Source organism: Pseudomonas sp. AF32, assembly GCF_022342325.2.
Lineage (GTDB): Bacteria > Pseudomonadota > Gammaproteobacteria > Pseudomonadales > Pseudomonadaceae > Aquipseudomonas > Aquipseudomonas uvaldensis.
The window spans coordinates 181,686-204,128 of the sequence record NZ_RQJK02000008.1 but is presented as its reverse complement, the minus strand read 5'-3'; the positions used below and the strand labels follow the sequence as shown (position 1 = coordinate 204,128).

The following is a 22,443-nucleotide window of genomic DNA, read 5'->3' as shown; positions in this document are numbered from 1 at the left end:
GCCTGCTACGCAGTCCAACGGGGATAAATCCCCTCGCCACAGAGTAAGCGCTAGGCTTTTGGTTTCTTGGGCTTCAGATATTTGGTCAACCCCTGAAACCAGATCACCAGCGCCGGGTTGCCCTTGATCTGGATCGACTTGTCCTGGATGCCGCTCATGAACGCCAGTTGCTTGTTCTTGGCCTGCATCGTGGCGAAGCCGTAGGCGGCGTCCTTGAAAGCGATGGCGAAGGCCGGGGTTGGGTGGGTGCCGGACTGGCTGGTGATGCGCTGGTCTTTCACGATGAAGTGCCGGGCGACTTTTGCGTCCAGGGTTTGCAGCTGGAACACCAGGTCCTTGTCGCCCAGTTGCTGCTGGAACGCCGGGTTGGTCCGGCTGGCCCTGCCCATCAGCAAGCCCAGCATCCACAGCAGGAAACGAAATTTCATCGGCACGGCCTCGTAAGAAAGATGAATGGCCGGGGCAGTTTAGCGATTCTTTGGCGGAACGCCATCATCGGAACGCTTTAGCGGAAGATGAACAGTATTTCCTGCATGATGACTGCCAAGTCACGTTTTCTCTATCTGGAGGCAAACCAAGGCGACGCCATCGCGAGCAGGCTCGCTCCCACAATTGGATCAGGGTATGCCCAAGAGAAATAGGCCGGCTGTCAGGCCGCCTGACGCGCAAAATTTGCTTGCACAGATAATCCGGGTACGGCTGAAAGAAACAGATCAGCTTGCAGGTTGCCTCGCTTTGGCTGTGGCTTTGGCTTTGGCTTTGGCTTTGGCTTTGGCTTTGGCTTTGGCTTTGGCTTTGGCTTTGGCTTTGGCTTTGGCTTTGGCTTTGGCTTTGGCTTTGGCTTTGGCTTTGGCTTTTGATCTTAGGCGCCCCATTAACCACAAGGGCCGAACGCAGGCATTGTGGAGTGGGCATCCCGGCATGGATGCCGGGATAGCCGCGCTGGGCCATGGATGGCCCTTCGCGGCGGGCCCACGGAGCAATGCCGGAGTGAGGGAACACCGAGCGTAAGCGAGGTGCCCAGTGGTGGGGCGAAGCCTTTTTTGCTTACTTTTTTTGGCGTCTGAAAAAAAGTGAGTCGCCGTAAGGGCGAAACCCTAAGTGGCCGTTACCGCAGCAATGGATATGTACTCGACCAAAAGCCCCGGCCAACCGCAAGGCAGCCATCGCGAGCAAGCCCGCTCCCACAAGGGAATCGGGGATAACGCGGATACTGCGACCAGCACAAAACAACTGTGGGAGCGGGCTTGCTCGCGAAAGCGGTGGGTCAGGCAACACAGATGCCAACTGAACCGACGCGTTCGCGAGCAAGCCCGCTCCCACAGATTTTTCATGCAGTGATCACGCAGGAAAAAGACGTGATCACTCACAACCACTCAATCAAACATTCGGGCAAGGAACCGGTGCCCAGTCGCCCAGGTCCGGGTTTTTGCACATGCTGTTGACCTGGCTGGTACCGGCGCTGGCGACTTGTTTGCTTTCATCCTGCTTGGCCTTGGCGGTCTGCAGGGTTTTCTCGGTGGTCACCGCTTCTTTCGGCACGGTTGGCAGCACCGGCTTTTTCGCAGGCTTCACAGGCTTCTTGGTCTTGGTGGTCGGTGCCACGACCGGGGTGGTGTCGGCGGTCGCCACGGTCACCACGTCGGTGCGCTGCACGCCCACTTGTTGCAGGTCTTTCTCGTACGCCTGGGTGTAGTTGTTCAGGTCTTCGGACGCTTTGCCGTTCACCGCGACGATCAGGTCGTTGGACTCTTTCAGGCCGGCGACGATTTCCGCCAGGCGCTTGCGGCCTTCGGTGTCGTTGACGGTCTTGGCCTTGCGGTCGGCAACCAGTTTGGTGAACGCGCTCTGATAGCACTGCTGCGAAGCCTTGGCGTACGCGGTGCTGCGGTCGATGTCGGAAACACTTTTGTTGACGTCGGCGGCGTAGGACGCGATGCGCTGGTTGTCATCAGCAATCTGCTTCTGACGCTCGGTGTAGTAACCGGCGGCGCCGCCCGCCAGGGCACCGCCCGCAGCTCCGATGGCGGCGTTGCGGCCACGGTCTTCCTTGTCGGCGGTCAGTGCGCCCAGCAGCGCACCACCGACGGCACCGACAGCGGCACCGGTGATGACCGACTTGGTCATGTTCCCCTCAGTGGCACGCAGGTGCTGCACCGGCTCGTAGCAGTTGGGGTAGTACTCGACCTTGGTGCTCGACGCGACCTTGGAAGTCGGCGACGTGGCGCAACCGGTCAGGACGGTGCTGAAGCCGACCGCGACCAGCAGCAAGTGACGCTTGGAAACCGAAGCAAAAGGTTTACGGGAGAAAAGCATAGTTGTGTTCTCTTTTAAGTTTTGACCAGCTCAGTACGGCCCGACGCCGCCTGAGTTCCCTCCAAGCTTGCCGGCAATGAACGCTCAAGACCGCTGGGCGCTCGTTGCAAGCAATTCCTTCAATATCGCCGCCGGGTCGGCTCGTTTTTGCTGACGATAATCCCCGACATGGCGAACGAATAACGTGGCGCGTGCCACCAGGCTCTTGCCCAGTACCGGCTTGCGTTCCATCTCCTCCTTGATGCGTTGAAACTGCGCCTGAATCACGGCATCGGTGTAGCGCGTGCCGGTTGCCAGGTTGTCGATATAAATCGCTACCGCGCCGTCCAGCGCACTGCGGCCGTTGTCGATGGCCGTGGCGAACAGCTGGGCGCTGGCGTCGTCCTTGGCATCCACCGCCGCCTGATGGCTGCGCTGCAAATTGGTCAGGCGGATGTTGTAGTTGTTGACGGTCTCGGCCACCAGGGCCGCCGACTGGATCAGGTTGCCCGCCGCTTCCTCGCGCTGCTGGGCGATGAGCGAGACGTTGCGCTTGAGCTCTTCGTTGACCAGTCCCAGTTCGGCTTGCAGGCGCGGATCGACGCTGGCGGCGATGATGCTGTCCAGGCGTTTGGTGGGGTCCTGGGCGTCGTCGATGGCGTCGGTCAGGGATGCGAGGCGACCTTCTTTCTGCCACTGGGCGAACAGTTCCTTGTAGCGCGAGCGCGGCGCCGACAGCGCACCGACCGCCACGCGGAACCCGGTGGTTTCATTGCTTTGCTCGGTACCGTCAGCCGCGAACAGCGGGTACTCGCGGCGCATGCCGGTGAACAGCGTGCCCTCGCCTTCCAGGTAATTGCCGCCCTTGACCACGAAGCCGCCGTAGGCGCCCTGGCGGCGTCCGGAATGCACCAACTGGAACGACTCCTGGACCATTTCGGCGGCGTTGCCGATCACGTCGAACAGGCCGATGGGGTTCGGCAACTTGGTGCCAATGGGCATCAGCCGCGCTGCCTGGCCGGTGCCGCCGGCCACTTGGTTGAAGACGGCCCAATCACCCAGCGGCCCGTCGCTTTCGCTGCCTTCGACGCGCCGGGGAAACAGCCGCCCTTCCAGGTCCTGGCGGCTGACGGCCTGTCCGCCACGGGCGGCGAACTCCCACTCCACTTCGGTAGGCAGGCGCACGAAGCCCAGGCCGCCGTCTTCGGCAGAGGTGCCGCGACCACTCACCGGCAGCAGGTCCTTGTGGTACTTCATCAGCCAGGCGCTGTACACCGCCGAGAAACGCTCCGCCTCGAACTTGGACAGTTTCACCTTGGGCAGACGCCCGGCCATGCCCTGGGGCAACTCGGCCAGCAGGGCTTCGCAGGCCGGTGCCGGTTCGCCGCTGGCGAGGGACTGCGCCTGGGCCATGACCTGGGCATACTGGCGGGCGGTGACTTCGTACTTGCCGATGAAGTACAGCATCGGCTTGAGCGGCGTCTGGGCGTCGGTCTTGGGCATCAACGGGGTGATGGTCTTGCTCCAATCCTTGGGCAGATCCTTGAGGGTGAACTGGCCGTTGATGAAGTCGCGCCGGTAACCGGAAATGAATGACTGCTGGTAGCCGGCCTCACCTTCGCTGAACGGATAGCCGAGGCTGATCTCGCGGTCGTCCAGGGTACCCTGGGCAAGGATGTAGACGTAACGAAACACCATTTGCCCCTCACAGGGCAGCGGCAGGCTGACGTCGTCCGGCAACGGCTTGGGGTTGTCCAGCTTGTCGGTGCCTTCATCGGCATACACAAGGCTGGCCAGGCTCAGCGCCACGGCGGCGCCCAATAACTTATACATCGCGAATTCCTTCAGACGCCTGGATACGCGCCACCCGCCAGCCGCCACAAGCCGCTGCCAGGGCGCTGACGCCGAGCACGGCCACCAGGGCCAGGGTGTAGTGACGCACCAGCAGATGGCTGGCGTATTCGCCTGGCATCTGCGCAAATAAATAATTGAGACCCGACTGCGCCAGGCCATACAGGCCGGCACTGAGCACGGCCGCCAGCGTGGCGCTGTAGAGTGCCTGCAATACCACGAACAGCAACAGCGCGGCGGTGGATACCCCCAACAGGCGCAACACCGACAGTTCCCGGCGCTTGCGCTCGACCGCCGCCAGCGCGCCGGCAAAGATCGCCGCGAAAGCACCGGCCAGGGCCAACCCGGCGATGATCCAGAACACGATCGACAGATTGCGGCTCAGCGATTGCACCTGTGCGATGGTCTGGGCCTGGGTGGATACCAGCAGATTTTGCCCCGCGAAATACTGCCGCAACGGCTCTACATCACCGAGGCTGCGCGCATACAAACGAAACGCTGGATAGACCCGTTGCCCAGCCACGCCCACCCCATCGCCGGGCCAGCCGAACGCCGGCACGGCGCGACCGTCGCGGTAATCCTCGGCGGCCTCCAGCAAAGCCAGCGGCGCGAACAGACCGTCCCGGGCAAAGGCTTCCAGCGGCAGTACGTGCAGCACCTGGACCCGCGTGCGCTGGGCCTCGCTGCGACCGGCCACCTGCCGGCCGAAACTGGCCTGCAACCAATCGCCCGCCTTGACGCCAAGCTTCTCGGCGGCGGTCTGGCTGATCACCACCTGATCCAGCCCTTGGGGCAATGGCAGGCGTTCAAGCAGGGGATCGCCGGCGGCCGTCGGGATCATCTCGACGGTGAGCGCCGACGCGGCGTTGCTCAAGTCCGCCGTCGCGGCGATCTGCCGAGTGCGCGGCAAGGCGAAAGCCACGTCGCCGCGCCGGGCCAGTTGCTCGATGAATTGCGCGTTGAACCGACCACCGCCCAGGGGGATGATTTCCCGAGTGGCCGGGTCGTTCTGCAGGCGTTCGGTCAGGCTGGTGACCAGGCCGAATTTCAGCCCGAACAACACCAGCAAGGGCGCCACCACGGCCACCAGCGCCAACACCGAGCAAGCCGACAGCCACGCATCGTTGCGGTAATCCTGCCAGGCCAGGGAAGCCACCAGCGCGCCGCGCATCAGCAAGCCTCCCCGAGGGTCGCGGTGACGCCGCCGTCGGCGTCGCGGCGGCAACTGATGCGCCGCACTTGCAAACCACTGGCCCGGGCCAAGGCTTCATCGTGGGTGGCGACGACGCAGCACACGCCGCTGTCGCGGGCCTGGGCCACCAGCAAGTGCATGACCCGCTCGGCGTTTAGCGGATCGAGGGCAGCGGTCGGTTCATCGGCCAGCAGCAGACGCGGGCCATGGGCCAGGGCGCGGGCGCAACTGACCCGTTGGCGCTGGCCCACAGAGAGGTCCGCCGGTTTCTTGTCCAGTTGATCGGCAATGTCCAATTGTCCGGCCAGGCGCATCACGCTGCCGTCATCCTTCAAGCCCAGCAGTTTGCGCGACAACTCGATGTTGCCGCGTACGTCCAGGAAGCCCAGCAGCCCCCCGGTTTGCAGAACATACCCCAGGTGGCGGCTGCGCAGCTCGGCCAAGGTGTCCTGTTGCGACCCACGCCACAATTTGGCGATGTCCAGCGACGTGTTGCCCGGCGCAAAGTCGAACTGCCCGGCCTGATCCGGCGCCAACACCAGCGCCAGCATGTCCAGCAGCGTGCTCTTGCCGCAGCCGCTGGGACCGACCAGCGCCAGTTGTTCACCGGCACGCAGGTGCAGCCGTGGAACCACCAGGCTGTAGCGCTGGCTGCCGGCGCCCCGGCTTTTGTGCACCGCGTTCATCGTCAGCATCATGGCAACGTCGACAGTGGAACGCGGTACAGGGCATCGCCCGGCTCGGCGTCGCCGAAGCGCACCCAGTTGGCGAGGTCGTTGTGGAAGGTTTCATAGAGGCGGATTTTCGACTCCAGCTCATCGATGAAGTCTTCCTGCTCGGCCACGCTCAAGGACAGCCACAGGTCCTGAGTCATGTTCAGCGACTTGCTGCGGTACGGCAGCCCTTCCAGGTATTCGCCGAGGATCCCGCCATCGGCGAGGTTGCCGCCCTTGCGCAGGGCCGATGGGTCGCGGCTCATGTAGGCACTGGCGCTGGCGATTTCCTGGAAGAAATCCTTGGGCGAGCTTTGGGTCTTGCGGGCCGCGTCGACGATCAGCTTCAACGATTGCTGCAGGTCGTTGAGTTGCAGCTTGGTCAGCATCACGCACACCTGGAACGCCGGCAGCGCCGGGTTGGTCAGGTCGCGGTCGGCAGTCCAGGCGCTGACCAGTTGCGGCGCCTGGCTGGCGGTCTTGCGACCGAGGAAATCCATGTGCATCGCGTAGCCCACGGCCGCCGACTTGTCGGCCAGGCTCGGCGCGGCTCCCAGCGCCGGAACGCTTTGCGGCTTATTGCTGCGCACCTGATGCACCAGATCCGCGAACACCGAGCCGATCTCGTCCACCCGCTCGCCGAGCTTGCGCACATCGGCGCCCGGCACTGGAATGTACAGGTCACCGATCTGTGGGTTGGCGTCGGCGGTCAGGGTGCGGTATTGGCTTTGGGCGCCAGCGTGGGTTTTCTTGCCGGCGTCGCTGAGCAGATGCAAGGCGTAGATCTTGATCTGCTTGCCCAGGGCCGCTTGACGCACTTCCGCTTCGTTCATCTGTGTCGCGGCAAACGGGTCATTCTTGCGCAGGGCGCCGGCGTCGGTGATCAGCAGGATCAGGCGCCCGCCATAGCCGGACCAGTCCATGCCCTCCACCGCTTCCATCACGCCGGCAAACGCGTCCTCGTTGAACGAATGGCTCGACACGGTGGAGGCCTTGACCTGCCGTGCGAGGTCCAGGAAGCGTTGCGGGTCGCGCCCCTGTTCCAGGGTGATCAGGGTCTTGGCGACGTATTCCAGGCCCGGGGTTTTCTTGACGCTGCTGCGGAAACCCACCAGGCCGAAGCTGACGCTGTCCAGTTCGCCACGCTCGGCGATGCGGGTCTGCAGTTCGTGGACCACGTCGCGCACCTGATCGATGTAGGGCTGCATGGACACGGTGGTGTCCACCACCAGCACCACGGCGGTACGGAACGCATCGGCGTTGGCGGTCAGGATCGGCGTGTTGTTGGACGCGGTCCGAGGCGGGCTGCCGGGGTCGATGGAGGCCACGTTCAACAACTGCACCGGCTGGCCGTTCTCGTCGAAGCTCTCGCGCGAATCGAAGATCGGCAACAGGTAGAACTGGTTCTGCGGCACGGCGCTGGCCGCCGGTTCCAGGGCCAGCACCTGCTGGTTGTCCGTCGGGTTCTGCTGGGCCTTGAGCAGCACGTTTTTGGCGTTGGAAGGATTAACCAGCAGCTTTTCCACTTCACCGGGCTGGCGCAGGAACATCACCGGCGCCCGGCCCGAGCGTTCGGTGAACTTGAGCACCAGGCTCTGCTTCCAGTCGCTGACCTGAGCGGCCGGCAACCAGCCGTCGCTGCGCCCGTCGGTGGCGGCGCCGACGCGTACCCACGGGCTGCCGTTGACGTCTTTGCGTTGGTACACGTAGAGCACGGAAAACGCCGGCAGGGCCTTGCCGGGCGCGGCACCCGGTTCGTCGACGAGCGTCGCCCCCGGTTTGCTGAGCACCCGCTGGAACAGGGTTTTCTTGCCGGCCATCAACAGCGGACGCTGGCCGCCATCGGCCTGGGTCGCCACGGGCGGATTCACCGGCGGCGCCACGGGCGGCTGGGCCGGCGTGGTGTCGGGGGTTTTCACCGGCGGCGCGTCAGGTGTCTTCACCGGTGGCTTGGTCGATGAGGTCGATGCTATCGGCGTCTTCGTGTCCTTTTTGCCGGAGTCGCCGGACAGCCACCAATAACCCGCCCCACCCAACGCCAGCGCCACGGCCACCGCAACGGCGGCGAGGGCGAATACCGGGGGCTTGCGCGATGGCGCAACGACCGGCCGCGGAGGTGGGTTCACCGGTGGCGGGGTTGGCCGGGGTTGCGATTGCGGCTGCGCCGGACCGCTCGGGATGTCGATGGACATCGGCGTCAGGCCCGCCAGGTCATCGGCCTTCGCAATGGGCGGGACGGGAAGCGGCATGGGCCGGATCAGCGTCGCTTCGGAGTCCTGGGGCAGGTTATCCAGCGCCCGCAACAACGCCGCCGCATCCGGGAAGCGCTCCGCCGGGTCCTTCGCCAGCAACTTGCGCAGCACGTCCTGGTAGCGGCCGTGGTGCACCGGCAACTCCGGCAGTGGTTCGGTCAGGTGGGCCAGGGCCGTGGACAGTGCGTCGTTGCCGGTATAGGGCAGTTTGCCGACGAGGATTTCGTAGAGCACCACACCCAGGGCATACAGGTCGGCGCGACCGTCGATGTCCTGGCCGCGTGCTTGTTCAGGGCTCATGTAACTGGGGGTGCCGACGGCAAAACCGGCCTGGGTGAACTGGGTGCGGTCGTCCAGGGACTTGGCGATGCCGAAGTCCGAGAGCACCGCCGTGCCATCGGCGCGGAACAGGATGTTGGCCGGTTTCACGTCGCGGTGCACCAGGCCCAGGCCATGGGCGTAACCCAGGGCCGAAGCGATCTGGCGGATGTAGATCAGGCCCTGCTCCGGCGACAGGCCGGCGGCGATGCGCTCCTTGAGCGTACCGTTGGGCAGGTACTCCATCGCCATGTAATACAGCTCACCGACGTTGCCGATGTCATGGATGGTGACCGTGTGCGGATGCGACAGGCGCGCCAGGGTCTTGCCCTCGCGCAGGAAGCGCTCGCAGAACGTCGGGTCGGCGGCCAGCGCGGCGGCCATGACTTTCAGCGCGACCTTGCGCTCCAGGGACCGCTGGGTCGCCAGGTAGACGCTCGCCATCGCGCCTTCGCCGATCTCCCCTTCGATGTCGTAGCCGGGGATCTGGATGTTCATGACAGAGTTCATGCCGGCACCTTCACGACCACTACGGTGATGTTGTCCGGCGCGCCGCGCATCAGGCCCAGGGATACCAGGCTGCTGGCGATTTCGCCGGGTTCGTCGTGGTTGAGCACTTCGCGGATTTCATCGTCTTCGACGGTCTTGGTCAGCCCGTCGCTGCACAACAGGTAGCTGTCGCCGGGCACCAGCAACAACTCGACCATCGCCAGCTTCAACTGCGCCTCGACCCCAATGGCCCGGGTGACGATATTGGCCCGTGGATGCACCCGAGCCTCGGCTTCGCTGAGCAGACCACTGTCCTGCAGGTCCTGAACGTAGCTGTGGTCGCGGGAGATGCTGTCCAACACCCCGTCGCGCAGCCGGTACAAACGACTGTCGCCGGCCCACAGGCACATGCCGCGCAGATCGCGGGTGGCGAGCACCACGACGGTGCTGCCCATCATGGTCACGCCACGGTTGGCGGTTTCCTCGCGCACGGCGGCGTTGACCCGCAGCAGGTCGGTTTGCAGCGCCGCGACGTATTCGTCCAGCGAGCGACCCAAGGCAATGCCGCGCAAGCTATCGACGATCAGGCTGCTGACGTAGTCGCCCGCCGCGTGCCCGCCCATGCCATCGGCGACCACCCATAAACCGTTTTCCGGCAGGTCCAGGCAAGCGTCTTCGTTGACCTGGCGGACCATGCCGACATGGCTCTTGCTTGCAGACTTGAATGCTTTCCCAGCACTTGGACGCATCTACACAACACCTTCTTGGCCGAGCAAAAATTGCGCAAAATCAGCGGCAGCCGGCAAACCCTGGCACCGCATCAAACCGGGCGCGATGCGCTCCGATCCCTGGCCCCACCACAGGCTCGCCCCTTCGCAGGACGACTCGGCGAGCGCGCTCATGCGCGTCTGCGGGTCAGTGGCGTCGAAGCGATGCAGGCTGGCGAAGCGGCTGCTGGGGGTGCGCGACCGATACAACGGGCTACCCAGATTTTCCAGTTCCGCGCCGAAGGCCTCGAAACTGGCCTCCACGTTCAGGGTACTCAGGAGCAGGTTCTCCACCCGCTCGAACCACTCGTCCGCGCCGCCCACCACGGATGCGGGGTCCGCGTCGGGCTCCAGCAGCACCGCCACCGTCAGCGGGAAATAGCGGCCGACCCGGTCGATGCTCGGCATTACCACGCCCACGGCGGCGTCCGGACCACAGACACCGGGGGCGACCAAAAAGCGCCACAGCGGGCTGACCAGATACGCATCCAGCCAACGCTCGCCAAGGCTGGTCTGGCTGGCGAGCAGACCCGCCGCCAGCCAGGAATCCCACGGCGCGATAAAGCTCTGGGGCAAGCCACGGCTGACGAAGTCCCCGCGGCTGGCCAACTTTCCATAGAAGCCCGCTGTACTCATAGCCGCTCCGGCAGGCTGAAGCCACTGAGTACCCGGCTCTTGAACGGGTTGAAGGCGCTGTTAGCCCGCAGTTCGTACGAGGCACTGGCGTTATCGACCCGCAGCCGCAGGTTGAAGCGGTCCGGCGAGTTGCCGGCGGTCAGGTCCGATTGCTCCAGCAGCCGGAACCAGGCCCACGGGCCATCCAGGGTGATGCCGGAACGGCCACTGGACGACGGCGGCATGATCGAGATACGCACCACGCCGATGCTGCCGGGGTTGGGCCACTGCATGGCGGTCGGGCGACTCGGGCCGTGGTCGTAGCTCAGTTGCTGGCCGTCCAGATCGAGCAGGAACTGGGTGATGGTCGAGTCCATGGCCACCGGTTTGAGCTCGAAGCGCACCATCGGCTGGGTGCCGCCGGAACGGAAGAACGCATCGCGAATGGCGGCGGCGCGCTGGAAGGTTTGCAGCACGCCGGGAGAAATGCCCAGCTTCTGCGCAGCGCCCGGCTGCCAACGCCAGGTTGGCGTCGAGGTATCGACGTAGGGTTGCAGATATTTGCGGAAGTAGTTGTCCATCACCCCGCCGACACCGAAGAACTGGCCGAAGTCATCGAGGGTCGCATCCCGTGCACTGCCCGGCGACATCGGATAACGCCCGGCCAGGGACTGGCGATAAATGTTCACCACCTCGCTGGTCCAGGCGGCGTTCAGTTGATTGCGCACCCCGCCCATCATGGTGTTGGTGGTGGAGTTGACCACCGACTTGACCAGCCCCTGAACCAACGGCGGCTGACGCTCGGCGTTGAGGCTGACCCGGGTGGCAGCGGCGGCCGCCTGGTTCTTGGCCTCGCCGAGCAAGGCATCGCCACTGGCGCCGACCATGGCGCTGACCTGCACGTACAGCGCGTTCATGTCGGCCAACAGGCCATCGATGGCCGCCGGTTCGCCTTCGTTCTTGTTGACGATGCTGTTGAGCTCGGCGAAGTGCGCGGTGATCGGATCGTCGCTCTGGGCAGGCGCGTTTTGCGTCGCCTGTTCCTGGCCGAGCAGGCTGCCCAGGCGCTCCTTGAGCTTATCCACCCCGCCTTCTGCCGGCGCGCCTTGGGCGGCCAGCAGGCGTTCGTCCTGTTGCAGGTCGGTCTCCTTCGCCACCGCCACCAGCAGTTTTTTCAACGGCGAGGTCGGCCCGGAAATCACCCGCAGCACATCGGCGGCCTGGGCCACGCTGGTGATGGGCACGAAGTCGATGTCGGCGAGCAAGGCGTCCCATTGGCGCTGGTAGTCCTGGAAGTACAGGCGGCGCACATCGGCGGCCAGGCTGGCGACGTTCTGCTGGTCGGCCTGTTCATGGCCCAGCACCCATTGCTCCTCGGCCAGGGTGCCGGTCTGGCTCAGGCTGGCGAGCAGAAAGCCCTGGCGGTAACCCTTGACGGTGAAGAACCCGCTCAACGGCTCGCCCAGCGGCTTGCCACTCTTGCGGCTGAACACCAGCGCCGCGTCTCGCCCGGCGGCTTCGTTGATGCGGAAGTCCGGGATGCCTTCGGGCAGTTTCTGACGCTTGATGCGGTCATAGACACGCTGGGCCACGGGCAGTTGTTGCAGTTGTCGGCGCAGGTCTTCGATCAGCCGAGGGTCCAGCCGTGCGGTGGGCGGACGACGCTCGAACAGTGATTGCAGGTGCTCGGTCAGGGCCAGACGCTGTTCGGCCGGCAGATCACGGGGCAGGCTGCGGTCCCAGTCCAGGGCAATCCAGGCCTTGATGAAGTCGGCGTCGTAATGCTCGGTGTCGGCGAGCATCAGGTAGGCCTTCAAGCCTTCGTAGAGGAAGTCCGAATTGCCGCCGCTGTGCAGTTGCTCTTCGATGCGCGTCAGCAGACGGGGAGCGAACACGGCGATCAGCAGCTTGCGATAGACGCTGCCGGACTCGGCTTCGAGCATGTCGCCCTGGTACAGACCCAGGCCTTCTGCCCAACTCGGCGCATCGTCGGCCAGGTGTTTCACGGCGTTGAGCAGTGGCAACACCGCGAGCACGTCGCGCTGTGCCGGGCTGAGGTTCTGTACGGTCTGGCCCAGCGGCGCGACCTTCTGGTCGACCTGAGCGATGTACGCCTGATTGGCGCGGTAACTGACCCACCACAACGAGCCAACCACCAGCACCAGGACCACGGTGGAGGCCAACACGCCCCGGGCGATCCACTTGCGCCGACGCTCGACCTTGGGGTCGACGCCTACCAGCCCGCGTTCGGCAAATGCCACGGCGGTGAACAGTTTTTCGATGAAGTAGCTGCGCCCGGTGCCGGTCTGGCGCGCCAGGTGCTGGCGGTCCAGGTTCATGCTCTGGGCCATGGCGCCGATCAAGCGGTCGATCGGGCTGCCCTCCTGGGTGCCGCTGGTGAAATACACGCCACGCAGCAACACGCGCTCTTCGAAGGCGTTGGGTTTGAACACGCCTTCGAGGAAGCTTTGCAGGCAGTCCTTCAAGGCACCGAACTGCTGTGGGAAGCCATAAATCAAGTCGCGCCGCGCCGGGTCGCGTTCCTGTTGCAGGCGCTCCACCAGACGGTCGTTGAGACGCTGTTCCAGGCCGGCGAATTCGCTTTGCAGGTGCGCCAGCGGGCTGTCGTTGCTCTTGCCGTCGTCGAGGGCGAAGGTCATGCCCCAGACTTGGGCGCGCTCTTCCTTGCTCAGAGTGTCGAAAAACTCCATGAACCCCGGCACCAGGTCGAGCTTGGTGAGCATCAGGTAAACCGGGAAGCGCACGCCCAGTTGGGTGTACAGCTCCTGGATCCGCAGCCGGATCGCGGCGGCATGGGCGGCGCGCTCGGCGTCGCTGCCCAGCAGCAGGTCGGACAGGCTGATGGCGATGAACGCACCGTCGATGGGGCGCCGGGCGCGCTGTTTCTTCAACAGCCCCAGGAAGCCCAGCCACGCCGCCTTGTCGACGGTCGCGTCGCTGTCCTGGGTGGTGTAGCGGCCAGCGGTGTCGAGCAACACGGCCTGATCGGTAAACCACCAGTCGCAGTTGCGCGTCCCCCCCACGCCACGCACCGCACCGGCGCCCAACTGGGCTGCCAGCGGAAAGTGCAGCCCGGAGTTGACCAGCGCAGTGGTCTTGCCCGAGCCTGGCGGGCCGATGATCACGTACCACGGCAGTTCGTAGAGGTTGCGCCGCTCGTCACCCCCGAGCTTGGCTTTCTTGAGCAGCGCCAGGGCTTCGTCCATGCGCTGGCGCAGGGTTTCCAACTCTTCGGCGGTGGCAATGCTGGAGGGGTCCGGCGGGGTTTGCTCGGCCAGGCTGCGCATGACCTCGGCGGCTTGCCGGCGGGCCTGGATGATGCGGAACACCCGGTAGGCGATCCACACCGCGAACACCAGGATGATCAACGCCCAGCGCCGGCCTTCCGGCACCAGCCAGTCCAACAGCGGGCCAACGAACCAGATGATCAGGCTCAGGGCGATCAGCCCCAGCAACGGGATGACCCAGCGGATCATAAAACTGAAAAACGCTTTCACTCGACCCCCTCCGCCAATACTGTGATTTCAACCCGGCGATTGCGCGCGCGGCCTTCCGTGGTGGCATTGGAAGCCAGTGGTTCGGTGTCGCTGCGGCCTTCGGCGCTGAAGCGCTCGGGCTGGCCGGTCTTGGCCGCCAGAATCTGCAACACCGACTGGGCTCGCGCCTCGGACAGCGCCCAGTTGGACGGGAACCGCAGCGTGGCGATCGGACGGTTGTCGCTGTGGCCGGTGACCAGCACCTGGCCCTTGACCTTGCGCACCGCATCGGCGATGCGCAGCATCAGCGGCTGGAAATCGTCCTTGATGCTGGCGCTGCCGGAGGCGAACAGTTCATCGCCACGGATGGTCACCACGGAACGGTCGACGGCATCTTCCACCGCGATCCGCCCGGCCCTGATTTCATCGGCCAGGAAACCGGCCAGTCGCGGCCGCTCGATCACTTTCGGCTGCACCACGGGGCGGTCGATGGCCTGCACCGGGATTTCCCCCAGGGCATGGATGTTCTTGAACACCGGCTCCGCATCGGAGGCCAGCTTCATGCGCAGGCCGAACAACAGCGCCAACAGCAGCGCGGCGCCGATGGCCACGGCGATCCAGGGCGGCATGAATTGCGCCAGCCGGTCACGGGCCACGGTGACGCCACGCCAATGGGGCGACAGCTCGCGCTCGTAGTCGCCACGGGCGCTGCGGATCACCGCACTGGTGCGCTCGCGCAAGGCTTCCAGTTGGCTGCGACCGTCGTTCATCACTCGGTAGCGCCCTTCGAAGCCCAGGCACATGCACAGGTACAGCAGTTCCAGCAGGTACAGGCGTTCCCGCGGGCTTTGCAGGCAATGCTCCAGCAGCTGGAAAACCTTCTCGCCGCCCCAGGCTTCGTTGTGCACGGTGATCAACAGGCTCTGCTTGCCCCAATCGCTGGTGCCGCCCCACGGGGTGCTCAACACCGCTTCGTCCAGGGCGGTGCACAAGGCGTAGCGGGCCAGCAGTACGTCATTGCGTACCACACCGGCGGCTTCGGCGCGCTCTTCGAACTGGCGCAGGTAAGCCAGCAATTGCGCCCGCAGGCTGGCCGGCGCCGGGTGGGCGATGGTGTTGCGCAGGCGCGTCAGCAACGCCAGCAACGGGCCGGCGGCGCTCTCCAGTGGATTTAGCCCTTGGGCCTTGCCGGTCAGGACCGGCGCGGCCGGCATCGACAGCGGCGCGGACGCCGGCGCAGGCGCCGGACGCCCGGCATCCGGACGGAAGGGATCGGCGCCACGGCCACCGGGCGTCGGCATGAACTGGGTACGATCATCGTTGCTCATGGCGAATTATCCTCGGATCGCCCAAAAGGCCAGGTTCAGCCCAGGGAACTGGCCGGCGATGTGGAACGCAAAACCGCCGGAGTTGCTCAGCTGTTTCCAGTGATCGCTGCCCCGGTCGAGTTCGTAGTAGGTGGAGCCGGCGTGGTACGGCAACTGCCGTGGCGCCACCGGCAACGGCAGCAGACCGATGCCCGGCAACTGCAGATTGACCAAATCCCGGATGTGCTCCACCGAACCGACCTTGCTCTGCTGACCGAAGCGGCCGCGCAGGGTTTCGGCAGGCACATCGGCGCGCACCACGAGGATGAAGCTGGCGCTGTCGAGCAGGGTCTTGTCGGCCAGCATCGCCACGTGGATGCCGTAGGCTTTCTCGACAATCGGGATCGGCGTCGCCTTGCTGTCGATCAGCATCGACAGGGCTTCACGCAAGGCCTGCATCACCGGCGTGAAGCTCAGGACCAGGTCATCGTGCTGGTACTGCGGGTATTCCTGCGGTCGTCGTCCGGACGCCGTGAAGGTGGAGAATTCCCCGGCCAGCGCCACCAGCTCGCTGTAGAACCGCTCGGGGTGCAGCGGGCTCAACTGGCTCAGGTGCTGGACCAGCGGCTGGGCGCGGTTGACCAGTTGCAGCAGCATGAAGTCGGCGATTTCCGAAGCACCGCCGGCACCGGAAGCCACTACGCGTCCTGCGAGGGCTTCGCCGCGCTGGTGCAGCAGGCCCAGCAGTTCACTGCGGAACGCGGCCAGCGGTTTGGAAGCGGCCACATCCAGCACGGGCGGGATGTAGCTGTCGTCGAGCACCAGGGCGCGGTCGGCGCGTTTTTCCTTGATACGCACCACACCGACGGCAGCGTAGTCGCCGATGCCATCCTGGGCCGTCAGCAGGCGCAAGGCTCTTGACCCCAAGGCCACCGGCGCCCGGTTCTCGAAGGGTGCGTTGTCGTCGCGCACTTCGCACACCTGGCTCACGTAGCGGGCCGCGCCGAGTTCCTCGCCTTCATCGACGGTGTCACGGGCACCGGCGCGCTTGAGCGGCAGCGCCAGGTACACCAGGCCATCGCGCAGGTCGTCGTCGACGTTCAACGGCGTCGGCGCCACGTCGTCCTGGGGAATGTTGAAGGGCGTGCCGTCCGGCAACAGGCCCCGCGCCGAAATGATCGCCAGTTTGCCTTGGGCCAGCAGGCCCTGGTCGATCAGCAATTCGGAGAAACCCCAGGCGCCGGCCGACAAAGGGCGGCTGCGGGCGTCGATGAGGTTTTCCAGGTAACGGTCATGCTGCTGGAAGTGCTGCGTTCCAATGAACATGCCTTCCGACCAGACCACACGATTGTTCCAGGACATGGGGGCTCCGATTGCTTATTGGGCAGGGCTGGATGGGGGAACGACGACGTCGCTGCGCACGGCGCGCACGTCGAGGCTGATCTGGTATTCGGTGTATTGGCGCGCCGGGACATTCAACAGCGTACGCCACTGCGACCGGTCCAGCTCGCGATAGCCCACCAGGATGCCGATGAACCGGGTCGATGGGTCGAGATCGCGTTGCAGGCTCAGTTGCTGATCGGGGTGGACCAGCACTTCGTCCTGGTCGATCAGGTCGGCGCCCAAGGTCGCCTGGGCCCGTTCGGCCAGGGCGAAGTAATCGGCACGGCCGAAGGTGGCGGCGTTCTTCAGTTCGAAAATACGCACCCGGACCGGAGCCGGCTGGCCGGTGGCGCCGGGGTTGAGGCCGGCAATGGAATGAAAATGCAACTCGACGGCGGCGGTATCGGCCTCAGCCTCTTCGGGCTGGGTTTGGGCCGTGTCCTTGGCGCACGCGGTCAACAGAAGCGCGGTGGCGACTGCGAAGAAAAACCTGGGAATCATCCTGCGTCCTCAATGACGTTTGAGCTATCCGTTGTTTGATTGATGGGTTTATGGGCGACGTTCAGCGACGCCGCTGTCGTGTGCTGTGCTCTTCGTAGGCACGGCTGAATTCTCGACCGAACAGGTCCTGGAAATCCTCCTGGGCTTCCCGGGAAATATTGCTGTAGAGCTCGGTGAACTGTTGCCAGTACTGGGCCTGACGCGAACCGCTGAATAGAGTCGACAACCCGCCGGGCTTGCCCATGCGCTCTTCCAGTTGCGTCGGTTCGAAGCGCGCCAGCAGATGTTTGATTGCCGCCTCCACGCCGGCCATGACGGCCAGTTGGTGGGCGCGCAGGTCGTCGAAGCTGTCGCGCACGGCGGCGTCCGGCGCCATGAACGCCTGATTGCCATGACGCAACAGCAACAACAGCGCTTCGTCGACGTTGGGGGCGAATTTCAGCGGATTGTTTTCCACTGGCTGGATCATCGTTTGCTGAATGCGGAACTCACCCTTGAGGCTGCTGCGGGCGCGCAGGACATCGATCAGGCCCTCGACCATCAGCCGGTAACTGCGGCCGATGCTTTCCATCTGCGCCTCGGCCTGGGCCGTGTCCAGGCGCAACTGATCCAGCCCGGCGCCGCGCAGGAAAGCTTGCAGCAGGTCGGGCTGGCTGGCATCGACCGGCCGGGCAGGCGCGACGGGCGGCTCGACCCGGGAGACCGGCCGCTCACGAGGCGGCGCGGGTTCAACCGGCAGGCTGGGTTCCAGCACTCTGATCTCATGTGCATTGAAATCAGGCACCGCGATTTCGGGTACGGGGATTTCAGCGACCGGTATTGACGGTACCGGGATCGAGACGGGCTCGACCACGGGCATTGACGTGACAGGAGGCGGTGCGACGGGCGCCGGCTTGTCACTGAACAGGTCCCAATCTTCCGGAATCACCGGGGCAGCCGTCATCGCCACAGGTTCGGCCACGGGCGGTGGGCTGGGACGCGGCATCGGCGTCGGCGGGCGGAAATCGTGCTGTTGAGCCGGTACGTGATCAGGCTGAGTGGCCGGAGGAACACTCGGCGGCGTGAGGAAGTCGAACAGGTCGGGCATCGTGTCCATGGCCGACACGCCCTGGAATTGCGCTGGCGATACGGCGGGGATCGACTGGGGCGTATTCACGGCGGCACTCTGGCGCCCCATCAACGCTTCGAAGCTGCTCGGTGCTTCTGCAAAGGGGTTGCTGTCAGTGACCGGCAGGTTGAAATCGACGCGCGCCTGGATCTCGTAATCACCGATACGGATAATTTCGCCATCCTGCAGCAGCTCGCTGTTGCCTTTACGCAGGCGAACACCGGCCTTGACCAATTCCACGCCATTAGTGCTGTTATCGGTTAAGTAATATCGCCCGTCTCTGTATTGAATGACGCAATGTTTACCGGACACCAGGCGCTCAGGGTCTGGTAATACCCAGTCATTGTCGGAATTGCGGCCAATTGCCATCACCCCTTGATGCAGTGTCTTCTCAGAACACTGACCGGGGGTAATCTTGTGATAACTAGTGATAGTCAAACACAGCGGCATCTCGCCTCCTTGCTGAACACTTCTTTATACGTCGTCGCGCTCGGGCGAATCGAGGGCACTTCGTCCCGACGATCGCCGTCCAAACCCTGGGAAACAGCCATGAAACGGCGTTTTGCCAGCATGATGGCTGATATTAACCGGCCTGCATGACAAAAAGCCTGTTCCGGCACCCTTCTCGACCCGCCAGTCGTACGGGTTGTTAAGCGCCTCACAACTGTAACAGACCGGAAATAGCTTACCTTGACAAGCGATAAGTACTACACCAAAAATGCACAACTTCTTGAATATGAGTGATGGCACTTTAAGATCATCCAACATCTAAACGGCCATTACCCTCAGGAATATGCAAAGTTTGATGCGCGACTCCACCCGGAACTTGCGTATGCACGGCCCGACTGTCATTCAGCGGGCGATAGGGAGATCGATCCAAGTGGATGTGCCTTTGTTGCTCGCCGCCGTTTCCGCGACCTCACCTTGCGGTGAAGACCTGGAATATGACGCGGACTTTTTGCGCCTGGAGCGTGAATCCCGGGGTCAGCCCGAACGCAGCATGGGCGACTCGATCCTCCCTGCCGAGCCCCCAGAATGGCGCAGCATCCAGCAGCAGAGCCTGGACTTGTTGCAGCGCAGCAAAGACCTGCGCATCACCCATTTCCTGTTACAGAGTTCCCTGGCCCTGGAAGGCATTCCGGGGCTGGCGCGCGTACTGGTGCTGATCAGCGAACTGCTCAAGCAATACTGGGCCGATCTGCATCCGCGCCTGGACGCCGATGACGACAATGACCCCACGGTGCGCATCAATGCCCTGGCCGGCCTGACGTCCGACGTCACTATCCGACTGTTGCGCGAGAGTATCCTCGTCCGTTCGCGCGCCTTCGGTACGATTACCCTGCGCGCCGCCGCCAACGCCAGCGGCCTGCAGAGTTTCGCCGACGAAAGCCTCGGCTCCGAACAACTCGCCGGAGCGCTGCTCGACAGCGATCCCGAGCAACTGGAAAACACCCGAGCGGCCCTGCAGGAGGCCCGCAGCGCCGCCGAAGCCATCGAGCAGCAGGTCAGCGATCAGGTCGGTTCCGCCCAGGGCGTGGACCTTGGCCCGCTGAAACAACCGCTGAAGATGGCCTTGCAGATTCTCGGTCAGGCCGGCCAGCAGAGCGGCGACAGCGCCCTTTCCGATGCTGTCTCCAGCGACAGCTCCCCGTCGACCCAACACGCCGATGTGCCGAGCGCGCCGCGCAACACCGGCACAAGCACTGTCAGCGGTGAAATCAACAACCGCGACGACGTGTTGCGCAGCCTGGACCGGATACTCGCTTACTACACCCGTCATGAGCCCTCCAGCCCCCTGCCGGTGCTGTTGAAGCGGGCCAAGCTTCTGGTTAACGCCGACTTCGCGACCATCGTGCGTAACCTGATTCCCGACGGCATGAGTCAATTTGAAAACCTGCGCGGCCCAGACAGCGAATAAAAGCGAGCGGATCACGCAGTCACGTCACCGGTATCGCCGGATGACGCCAACACCGTCGCTCAAGCGACCAGGAGCAGCAACGTGGCGAAGCAAAGTTCTCAGAAGTTCATCGCGCGCAACCGCGCGCCTCGAGTGCAGATCGAGTACGACGTCGAGCTCTACGGCGCCGAGAAAAAGGTCCAGTTGCCCTTCGTCATGGGGGTTATGGCTGACCTCGCCGGCAAGCCCGCCGAGCCTCTGGCACCCGTGGCCGATCGCAAGTTCCTCGAGATCGATGTCGACAATTTCGACTCGCGCCTCAAGGCCATGCAACCGCGCGTAGCCTTCCATGTACCCAACGAATTGACCGGCGAAGGCAACCTGAGCCTGGACCTGACTTTCGAAAGCATGGACGACTTCAGCCCGGCGGCCGTGGCCCGCAAGGTCGACTCGCTGAACAAATTGCTCGAAGCGCGCACCCAACTGGCCAACCTGCTGACCTACATGGACGGCAAGACCGGTGCCGAAGAAATCATCATGAAGGCGATCAAGGACCCAGCGCTGTTGCAGGCCCTGGCGAGCGCGCCGAAGCCAGCACAGGATCAATGACATGACTGACAATACAGCCCGCGAAGGCGCCCAGAACCTGGGCGCGACACAAGAGACCAGCGAGTTCGCGTCCCTGCTGCTGCAAGAATTCAAGCCCAAGACCGAGCGCGCCCGCGAAGCGGTGGAAACCGCCGTGCGCACCCTGGCCGAACAGGCCCTGGCGCAGACCGACCTGGTGTCCAACGACGCCATCAAGTCGATCGAATCGATCATCGCGGCCATCGACGCCAAGCTCACCGCCCAGGTCAACCAGATCATCCACCACCCGGACTTTCAGCAATTGGAAAGCGCCTGGCGTGGCCTGCATTACCTGGTCAACAACACCGAGACCGATGAGCAGCTCAAGATCCGCGTGCTCAACATCTCCAAGACCGACCTGCACAAGACCCTGAAGAAGTTCAAGGGCACCGCGTGGGACCAGAGCCCGATCTTCAAGAAGATGTACGAAGAAGAATACGGCCAGTTCGGCGGCGAACCTTATGGCTGCCTGGTGGGCGACTACTACTTCGACCAGTCGCCACCGGACGTGGAACTGCTGGGCGAGCTGTCGAAAGTCTGCGCCGCCATGCACGCTCCGTTCATCTCCGCGGCATCGCCGACCGTGATGGGCATGGGCTCGTGGCAGGAACTGTCGAACCCGCGCGACCTGACCAAGATCTTCACCACGCCGGAGTACGCCGGCTGGCGTTCGCTGCGTGAATCGGAAGACTCGCGCTACATCGGCCTGACCATGCCGCGCTTCCTGGCGCGCCTGCCATACGGCGCCAAGACCGACCCGGTGGAAGCCTTCGCCTTCGAAGAAAACACCGACGGCGCCGACAGCTCGAAATACACCTGGGCCAACGCCGCCTACGCGATGGCCGTGAACATTAACCGTTCCTTCAAGCACTACGGCTGGTGCTCGCGCATCCGTGGCGTGGAATCGGGTGGCGAAGTGGAGAACCTGCCGGCCCACACGTTCCCTACCGATGACGGTGGCGTGGACATGAAGTGCCCGACCGAGATCGCCATTTCGGACCGCCGTGAAGCGGAACTGGCGAAGAACGGCTTCATGCCGCTGCTGCACAAAAAGAACACCGACTTCGCCGCGTTCATCGGCGCCCAGTCGCTGCAGAAACCGGCCGAATACGACGATCCGGACGCCACCGCCAACGCCAACCTGGCCGCGCGTCTGCCGTACCTGTTCGCCACTTGCCGCTTCGCTCACTACTTGAAGTGCATCGTGCGCGACAAGATCGGCTCCTTCAAAGAGAAGGACGAGATGCAGCGCTGGCTGCAGGACTGGATCCTCAACTACGTCGATGGTGATCCGGCGCACTCCACCGAAACCACCAAGGCCCAGCACCCATTGGCAGCGGCGGAAGTGATCGTCGAAGAAGTCGAAGGCAACCCGGGGTACTACAACTCCAAGTTCTATCTGCGCCCGCACTACCAGCTCGAGGGGCTGACCGTTTCGCTGCGCCTGGTATCGAAACTGCCTTCGGCCAAGGGTGCGTAAACCCGCCTGAGCGATACGCGGTAACCATGTGGGAGCGAGCCGTCGGTGTGTCTGATACGCCGTCATCGCGAGCAGGCTCGCTCCCACAGGGGATCTTCATCGAGTTGCAGATCCCCTGCTCTACAGAATTCGCAAGGTCAGCGTCAACCAA

At 64.0% G+C, this 22,443-nt stretch carries 17 protein-coding genes; 4 read left to right on the top strand and 13 right to left on the bottom strand.

Annotation, left to right across the window (positions count from 1 at the left end; all coding sequences use genetic code 11):
• Nucleotides 1-50: 50 nt before the first annotated feature.
• Nucleotides 51-428, bottom strand: coding sequence for a helicase (locus EGM97_RS10395; RefSeq protein ID WP_238964958.1), 378 nt, complete (start codon nt 426-428; stop codon nt 51-53).
• Between the two features lie 196 nt (nt 429-624).
• Here EGM97_RS10395 and EGM97_RS10390 point away from each other — a divergent pair, with 196 nt between their 5' ends.
• Nucleotides 625-1,011 carry a hypothetical protein gene (locus EGM97_RS10390; protein WP_477788799.1) on the top strand — a complete coding sequence of 129 codons (387 nt, stop codon included), beginning with the start codon at nt 625-627 and terminating at the stop codon, nt 1,009-1,011.
• A 369-nt stretch (nt 1,012-1,380) separates the two neighbouring features.
• On the opposite strand, the gene tagQ is transcribed toward EGM97_RS10390, so the two are convergent.
• The 12 genes from tagQ to tagH all read right to left on the bottom strand — a co-directional run bounded on the left by tagQ (nt 1,381) and on the right by tagH (nt 18,738).
• Nucleotides 1,381-2,316 (bottom strand): type VI secretion system-associated lipoprotein TagQ, encoded by a 936-nt coding sequence (gene tagQ, locus EGM97_RS10385; protein WP_238964812.1) that lies wholly within the window; start codon nt 2,314-2,316, stop codon nt 1,381-1,383.
• Nucleotides 2,317-2,400: 84 nt separating this feature from the next.
• A complete protein-coding gene (locus EGM97_RS10380) occupies nt 2,401-4,128 on the bottom strand; it encodes a formylglycine-generating enzyme family protein (protein ID WP_477788797.1) in 1,728 nt (575 codons plus the stop codon).
• Nucleotides 4,121-5,317, bottom strand: a complete 1,197-nt coding sequence (locus EGM97_RS10375) for an ABC transporter permease (protein WP_238964813.1) — start codon at nt 5,315-5,317, stop codon at nt 4,121-4,123. Before EGM97_RS10375 ends, EGM97_RS10380 begins: the two co-directional genes overlap by 8 nt.
• Nucleotides 5,317-6,033 (bottom strand): ABC transporter ATP-binding protein, encoded by a 717-nt coding sequence (locus tag EGM97_RS10370; RefSeq protein ID WP_275300762.1) that lies wholly within the window; start codon nt 6,031-6,033, stop codon nt 5,317-5,319. Before EGM97_RS10370 ends, EGM97_RS10375 begins: the two co-directional genes overlap by 1 nt.
• Nucleotides 6,033-9,131, bottom strand: coding sequence for a serine/threonine-protein kinase (locus EGM97_RS10365; RefSeq protein ID WP_275300751.1), 3,099 nt, complete (start codon nt 9,129-9,131; stop codon nt 6,033-6,035). Before EGM97_RS10365 ends, EGM97_RS10370 begins: the two co-directional genes overlap by 1 nt.
• Nucleotides 9,128-9,859, bottom strand: coding sequence for a PP2C family protein-serine/threonine phosphatase (locus EGM97_RS10360; RefSeq protein WP_238964815.1), 732 nt, complete (start codon nt 9,857-9,859; stop codon nt 9,128-9,130). The genes EGM97_RS10365 and EGM97_RS10360 overlap by 4 nt, the downstream gene beginning before the upstream one ends.
• The gene (gene tagF, locus EGM97_RS10355) at nt 9,860-10,513 is read right to left on the bottom strand and encodes a type VI secretion system-associated protein TagF (protein WP_238964816.1); all 654 of its coding nucleotides are present in this window, start codon (nt 10,511-10,513) and stop codon (nt 9,860-9,862) included.
• A complete protein-coding gene (tssM, locus tag EGM97_RS10350) occupies nt 10,510-14,010 on the bottom strand; it encodes a type VI secretion system membrane subunit TssM (protein ID WP_238964817.1) in 3,501 nt (1,166 codons plus the stop codon). Before tssM ends, tagF begins: the two co-directional genes overlap by 4 nt.
• Complete coding sequence (locus EGM97_RS10345) at nt 14,007-15,317, bottom strand: DotU family type VI secretion system protein (RefSeq protein ID WP_053148797.1); 1,311 nt, start codon at nt 15,315-15,317, stop codon at nt 14,007-14,009. Before EGM97_RS10345 ends, tssM begins: the two co-directional genes overlap by 4 nt.
• Nucleotides 15,318-15,323: 6 nt before the next feature.
• Complete coding sequence (tssK, locus tag EGM97_RS10340) at nt 15,324-16,658, bottom strand: type VI secretion system baseplate subunit TssK (protein WP_238964818.1); 1,335 nt, start codon at nt 16,656-16,658, stop codon at nt 15,324-15,326.
• A gap of 15 nt (nt 16,659-16,673) precedes the next feature.
• Nucleotides 16,674-17,180 (bottom strand): type VI secretion system lipoprotein TssJ, encoded by a 507-nt coding sequence (gene tssJ / locus EGM97_RS10335; protein ID WP_238964819.1) that lies wholly within the window; start codon nt 17,178-17,180, stop codon nt 16,674-16,676.
• 61 nt (nt 17,181-17,241) lie between these two features.
• On the bottom strand, nt 17,242-18,738 hold the full coding sequence (gene tagH, locus EGM97_RS10330; RefSeq protein WP_238964820.1) for a type VI secretion system-associated FHA domain protein TagH: 1,497 nt from the start codon (nt 18,736-18,738) through the stop codon (nt 17,242-17,244).
• 430 nt (nt 18,739-19,168) lie between these two features.
• Between tagH and tssA the strand changes: the two genes are divergently transcribed.
• The 3 genes from tssA to tssC all read left to right on the top strand — a co-directional run bounded on the left by tssA (nt 19,169) and on the right by tssC (nt 22,292).
• Nucleotides 19,169-20,206, top strand: coding sequence for a type VI secretion system protein TssA (gene tssA, locus EGM97_RS10325; protein WP_238964821.1), 1,038 nt, complete (start codon nt 19,169-19,171; stop codon nt 20,204-20,206).
• A gap of 81 nt (nt 20,207-20,287) precedes the next feature.
• On the top strand, nt 20,288-20,794 hold the full coding sequence (tssB, locus tag EGM97_RS10320; RefSeq protein ID WP_003177230.1) for a type VI secretion system contractile sheath small subunit: 507 nt from the start codon (nt 20,288-20,290) through the stop codon (nt 20,792-20,794).
• Nucleotide 20,795: 1 nt separating this feature from the next.
• Complete coding sequence (tssC, locus tag EGM97_RS10315; RefSeq protein WP_238964822.1) at nt 20,796-22,292, top strand: type VI secretion system contractile sheath large subunit; 1,497 nt, start codon at nt 20,796-20,798, stop codon at nt 22,290-22,292.
• Nucleotides 22,293-22,443 lie beyond the last annotated feature (151 nt).

Coding starts and splice junctions, on each gene's coding strand:
- EGM97_RS10395 (WP_238964958.1), bottom strand. CDS start 428: ATGAAATTTCGTTTCCTGCTGTGGATGCTGGGCTTGCTGATGGGCAGG.
- EGM97_RS10390 (WP_477788799.1), top strand. CDS start 625: ATGCCCAAGAGAAATAGGCCGGCTGTCAGGCCGCCTGACGCGCAAAAT.
- tagQ (WP_238964812.1), bottom strand. CDS start 2,316: ATGCTTTTCTCCCGTAAACCTTTTGCTTCGGTTTCCAAGCGTCACTTG.
- EGM97_RS10380 (WP_477788797.1), bottom strand. CDS start 4,128: ATGTATAAGTTATTGGGCGCCGCCGTGGCGCTGAGCCTGGCCAGCCTT.
- EGM97_RS10375 (WP_238964813.1), bottom strand. CDS start 5,317: ATGCGCGGCGCGCTGGTGGCTTCCCTGGCCTGGCAGGATTACCGCAAC.
- EGM97_RS10370 (WP_275300762.1), bottom strand. CDS start 6,033: ATGCTGACGATGAACGCGGTGCACAAAAGCCGGGGCGCCGGCAGCCAG.
- EGM97_RS10365 (WP_275300751.1), bottom strand. CDS start 9,131: ATGAACTCTGTCATGAACATCCAGATCCCCGGCTACGACATCGAAGGG.
- EGM97_RS10360 (WP_238964815.1), bottom strand. CDS start 9,859: ATGCGTCCAAGTGCTGGGAAAGCATTCAAGTCTGCAAGCAAGAGCCAT.
- tagF (WP_238964816.1), bottom strand. CDS start 10,513: ATGAGTACAGCGGGCTTCTATGGAAAGTTGGCCAGCCGCGGGGACTTC.
- EGM97_RS10345 (WP_053148797.1), bottom strand. CDS start 15,317: ATGAGCAACGATGATCGTACCCAGTTCATGCCGACGCCCGGTGGCCGT.
- tssK (WP_238964818.1), bottom strand. CDS start 16,658: ATGTCCTGGAACAATCGTGTGGTCTGGTCGGAAGGCATGTTCATTGGA.
- tssJ (WP_238964819.1), bottom strand. CDS start 17,180: ATGATTCCCAGGTTTTTCTTCGCAGTCGCCACCGCGCTTCTGTTGACC.
- tagH (WP_238964820.1), bottom strand. CDS start 18,738: ATGCCGCTGTGTTTGACTATCACTAGTTATCACAAGATTACCCCCGGT.
- tssC (WP_238964822.1), top strand. CDS start 20,796: ATGACTGACAATACAGCCCGCGAAGGCGCCCAGAACCTGGGCGCGACA.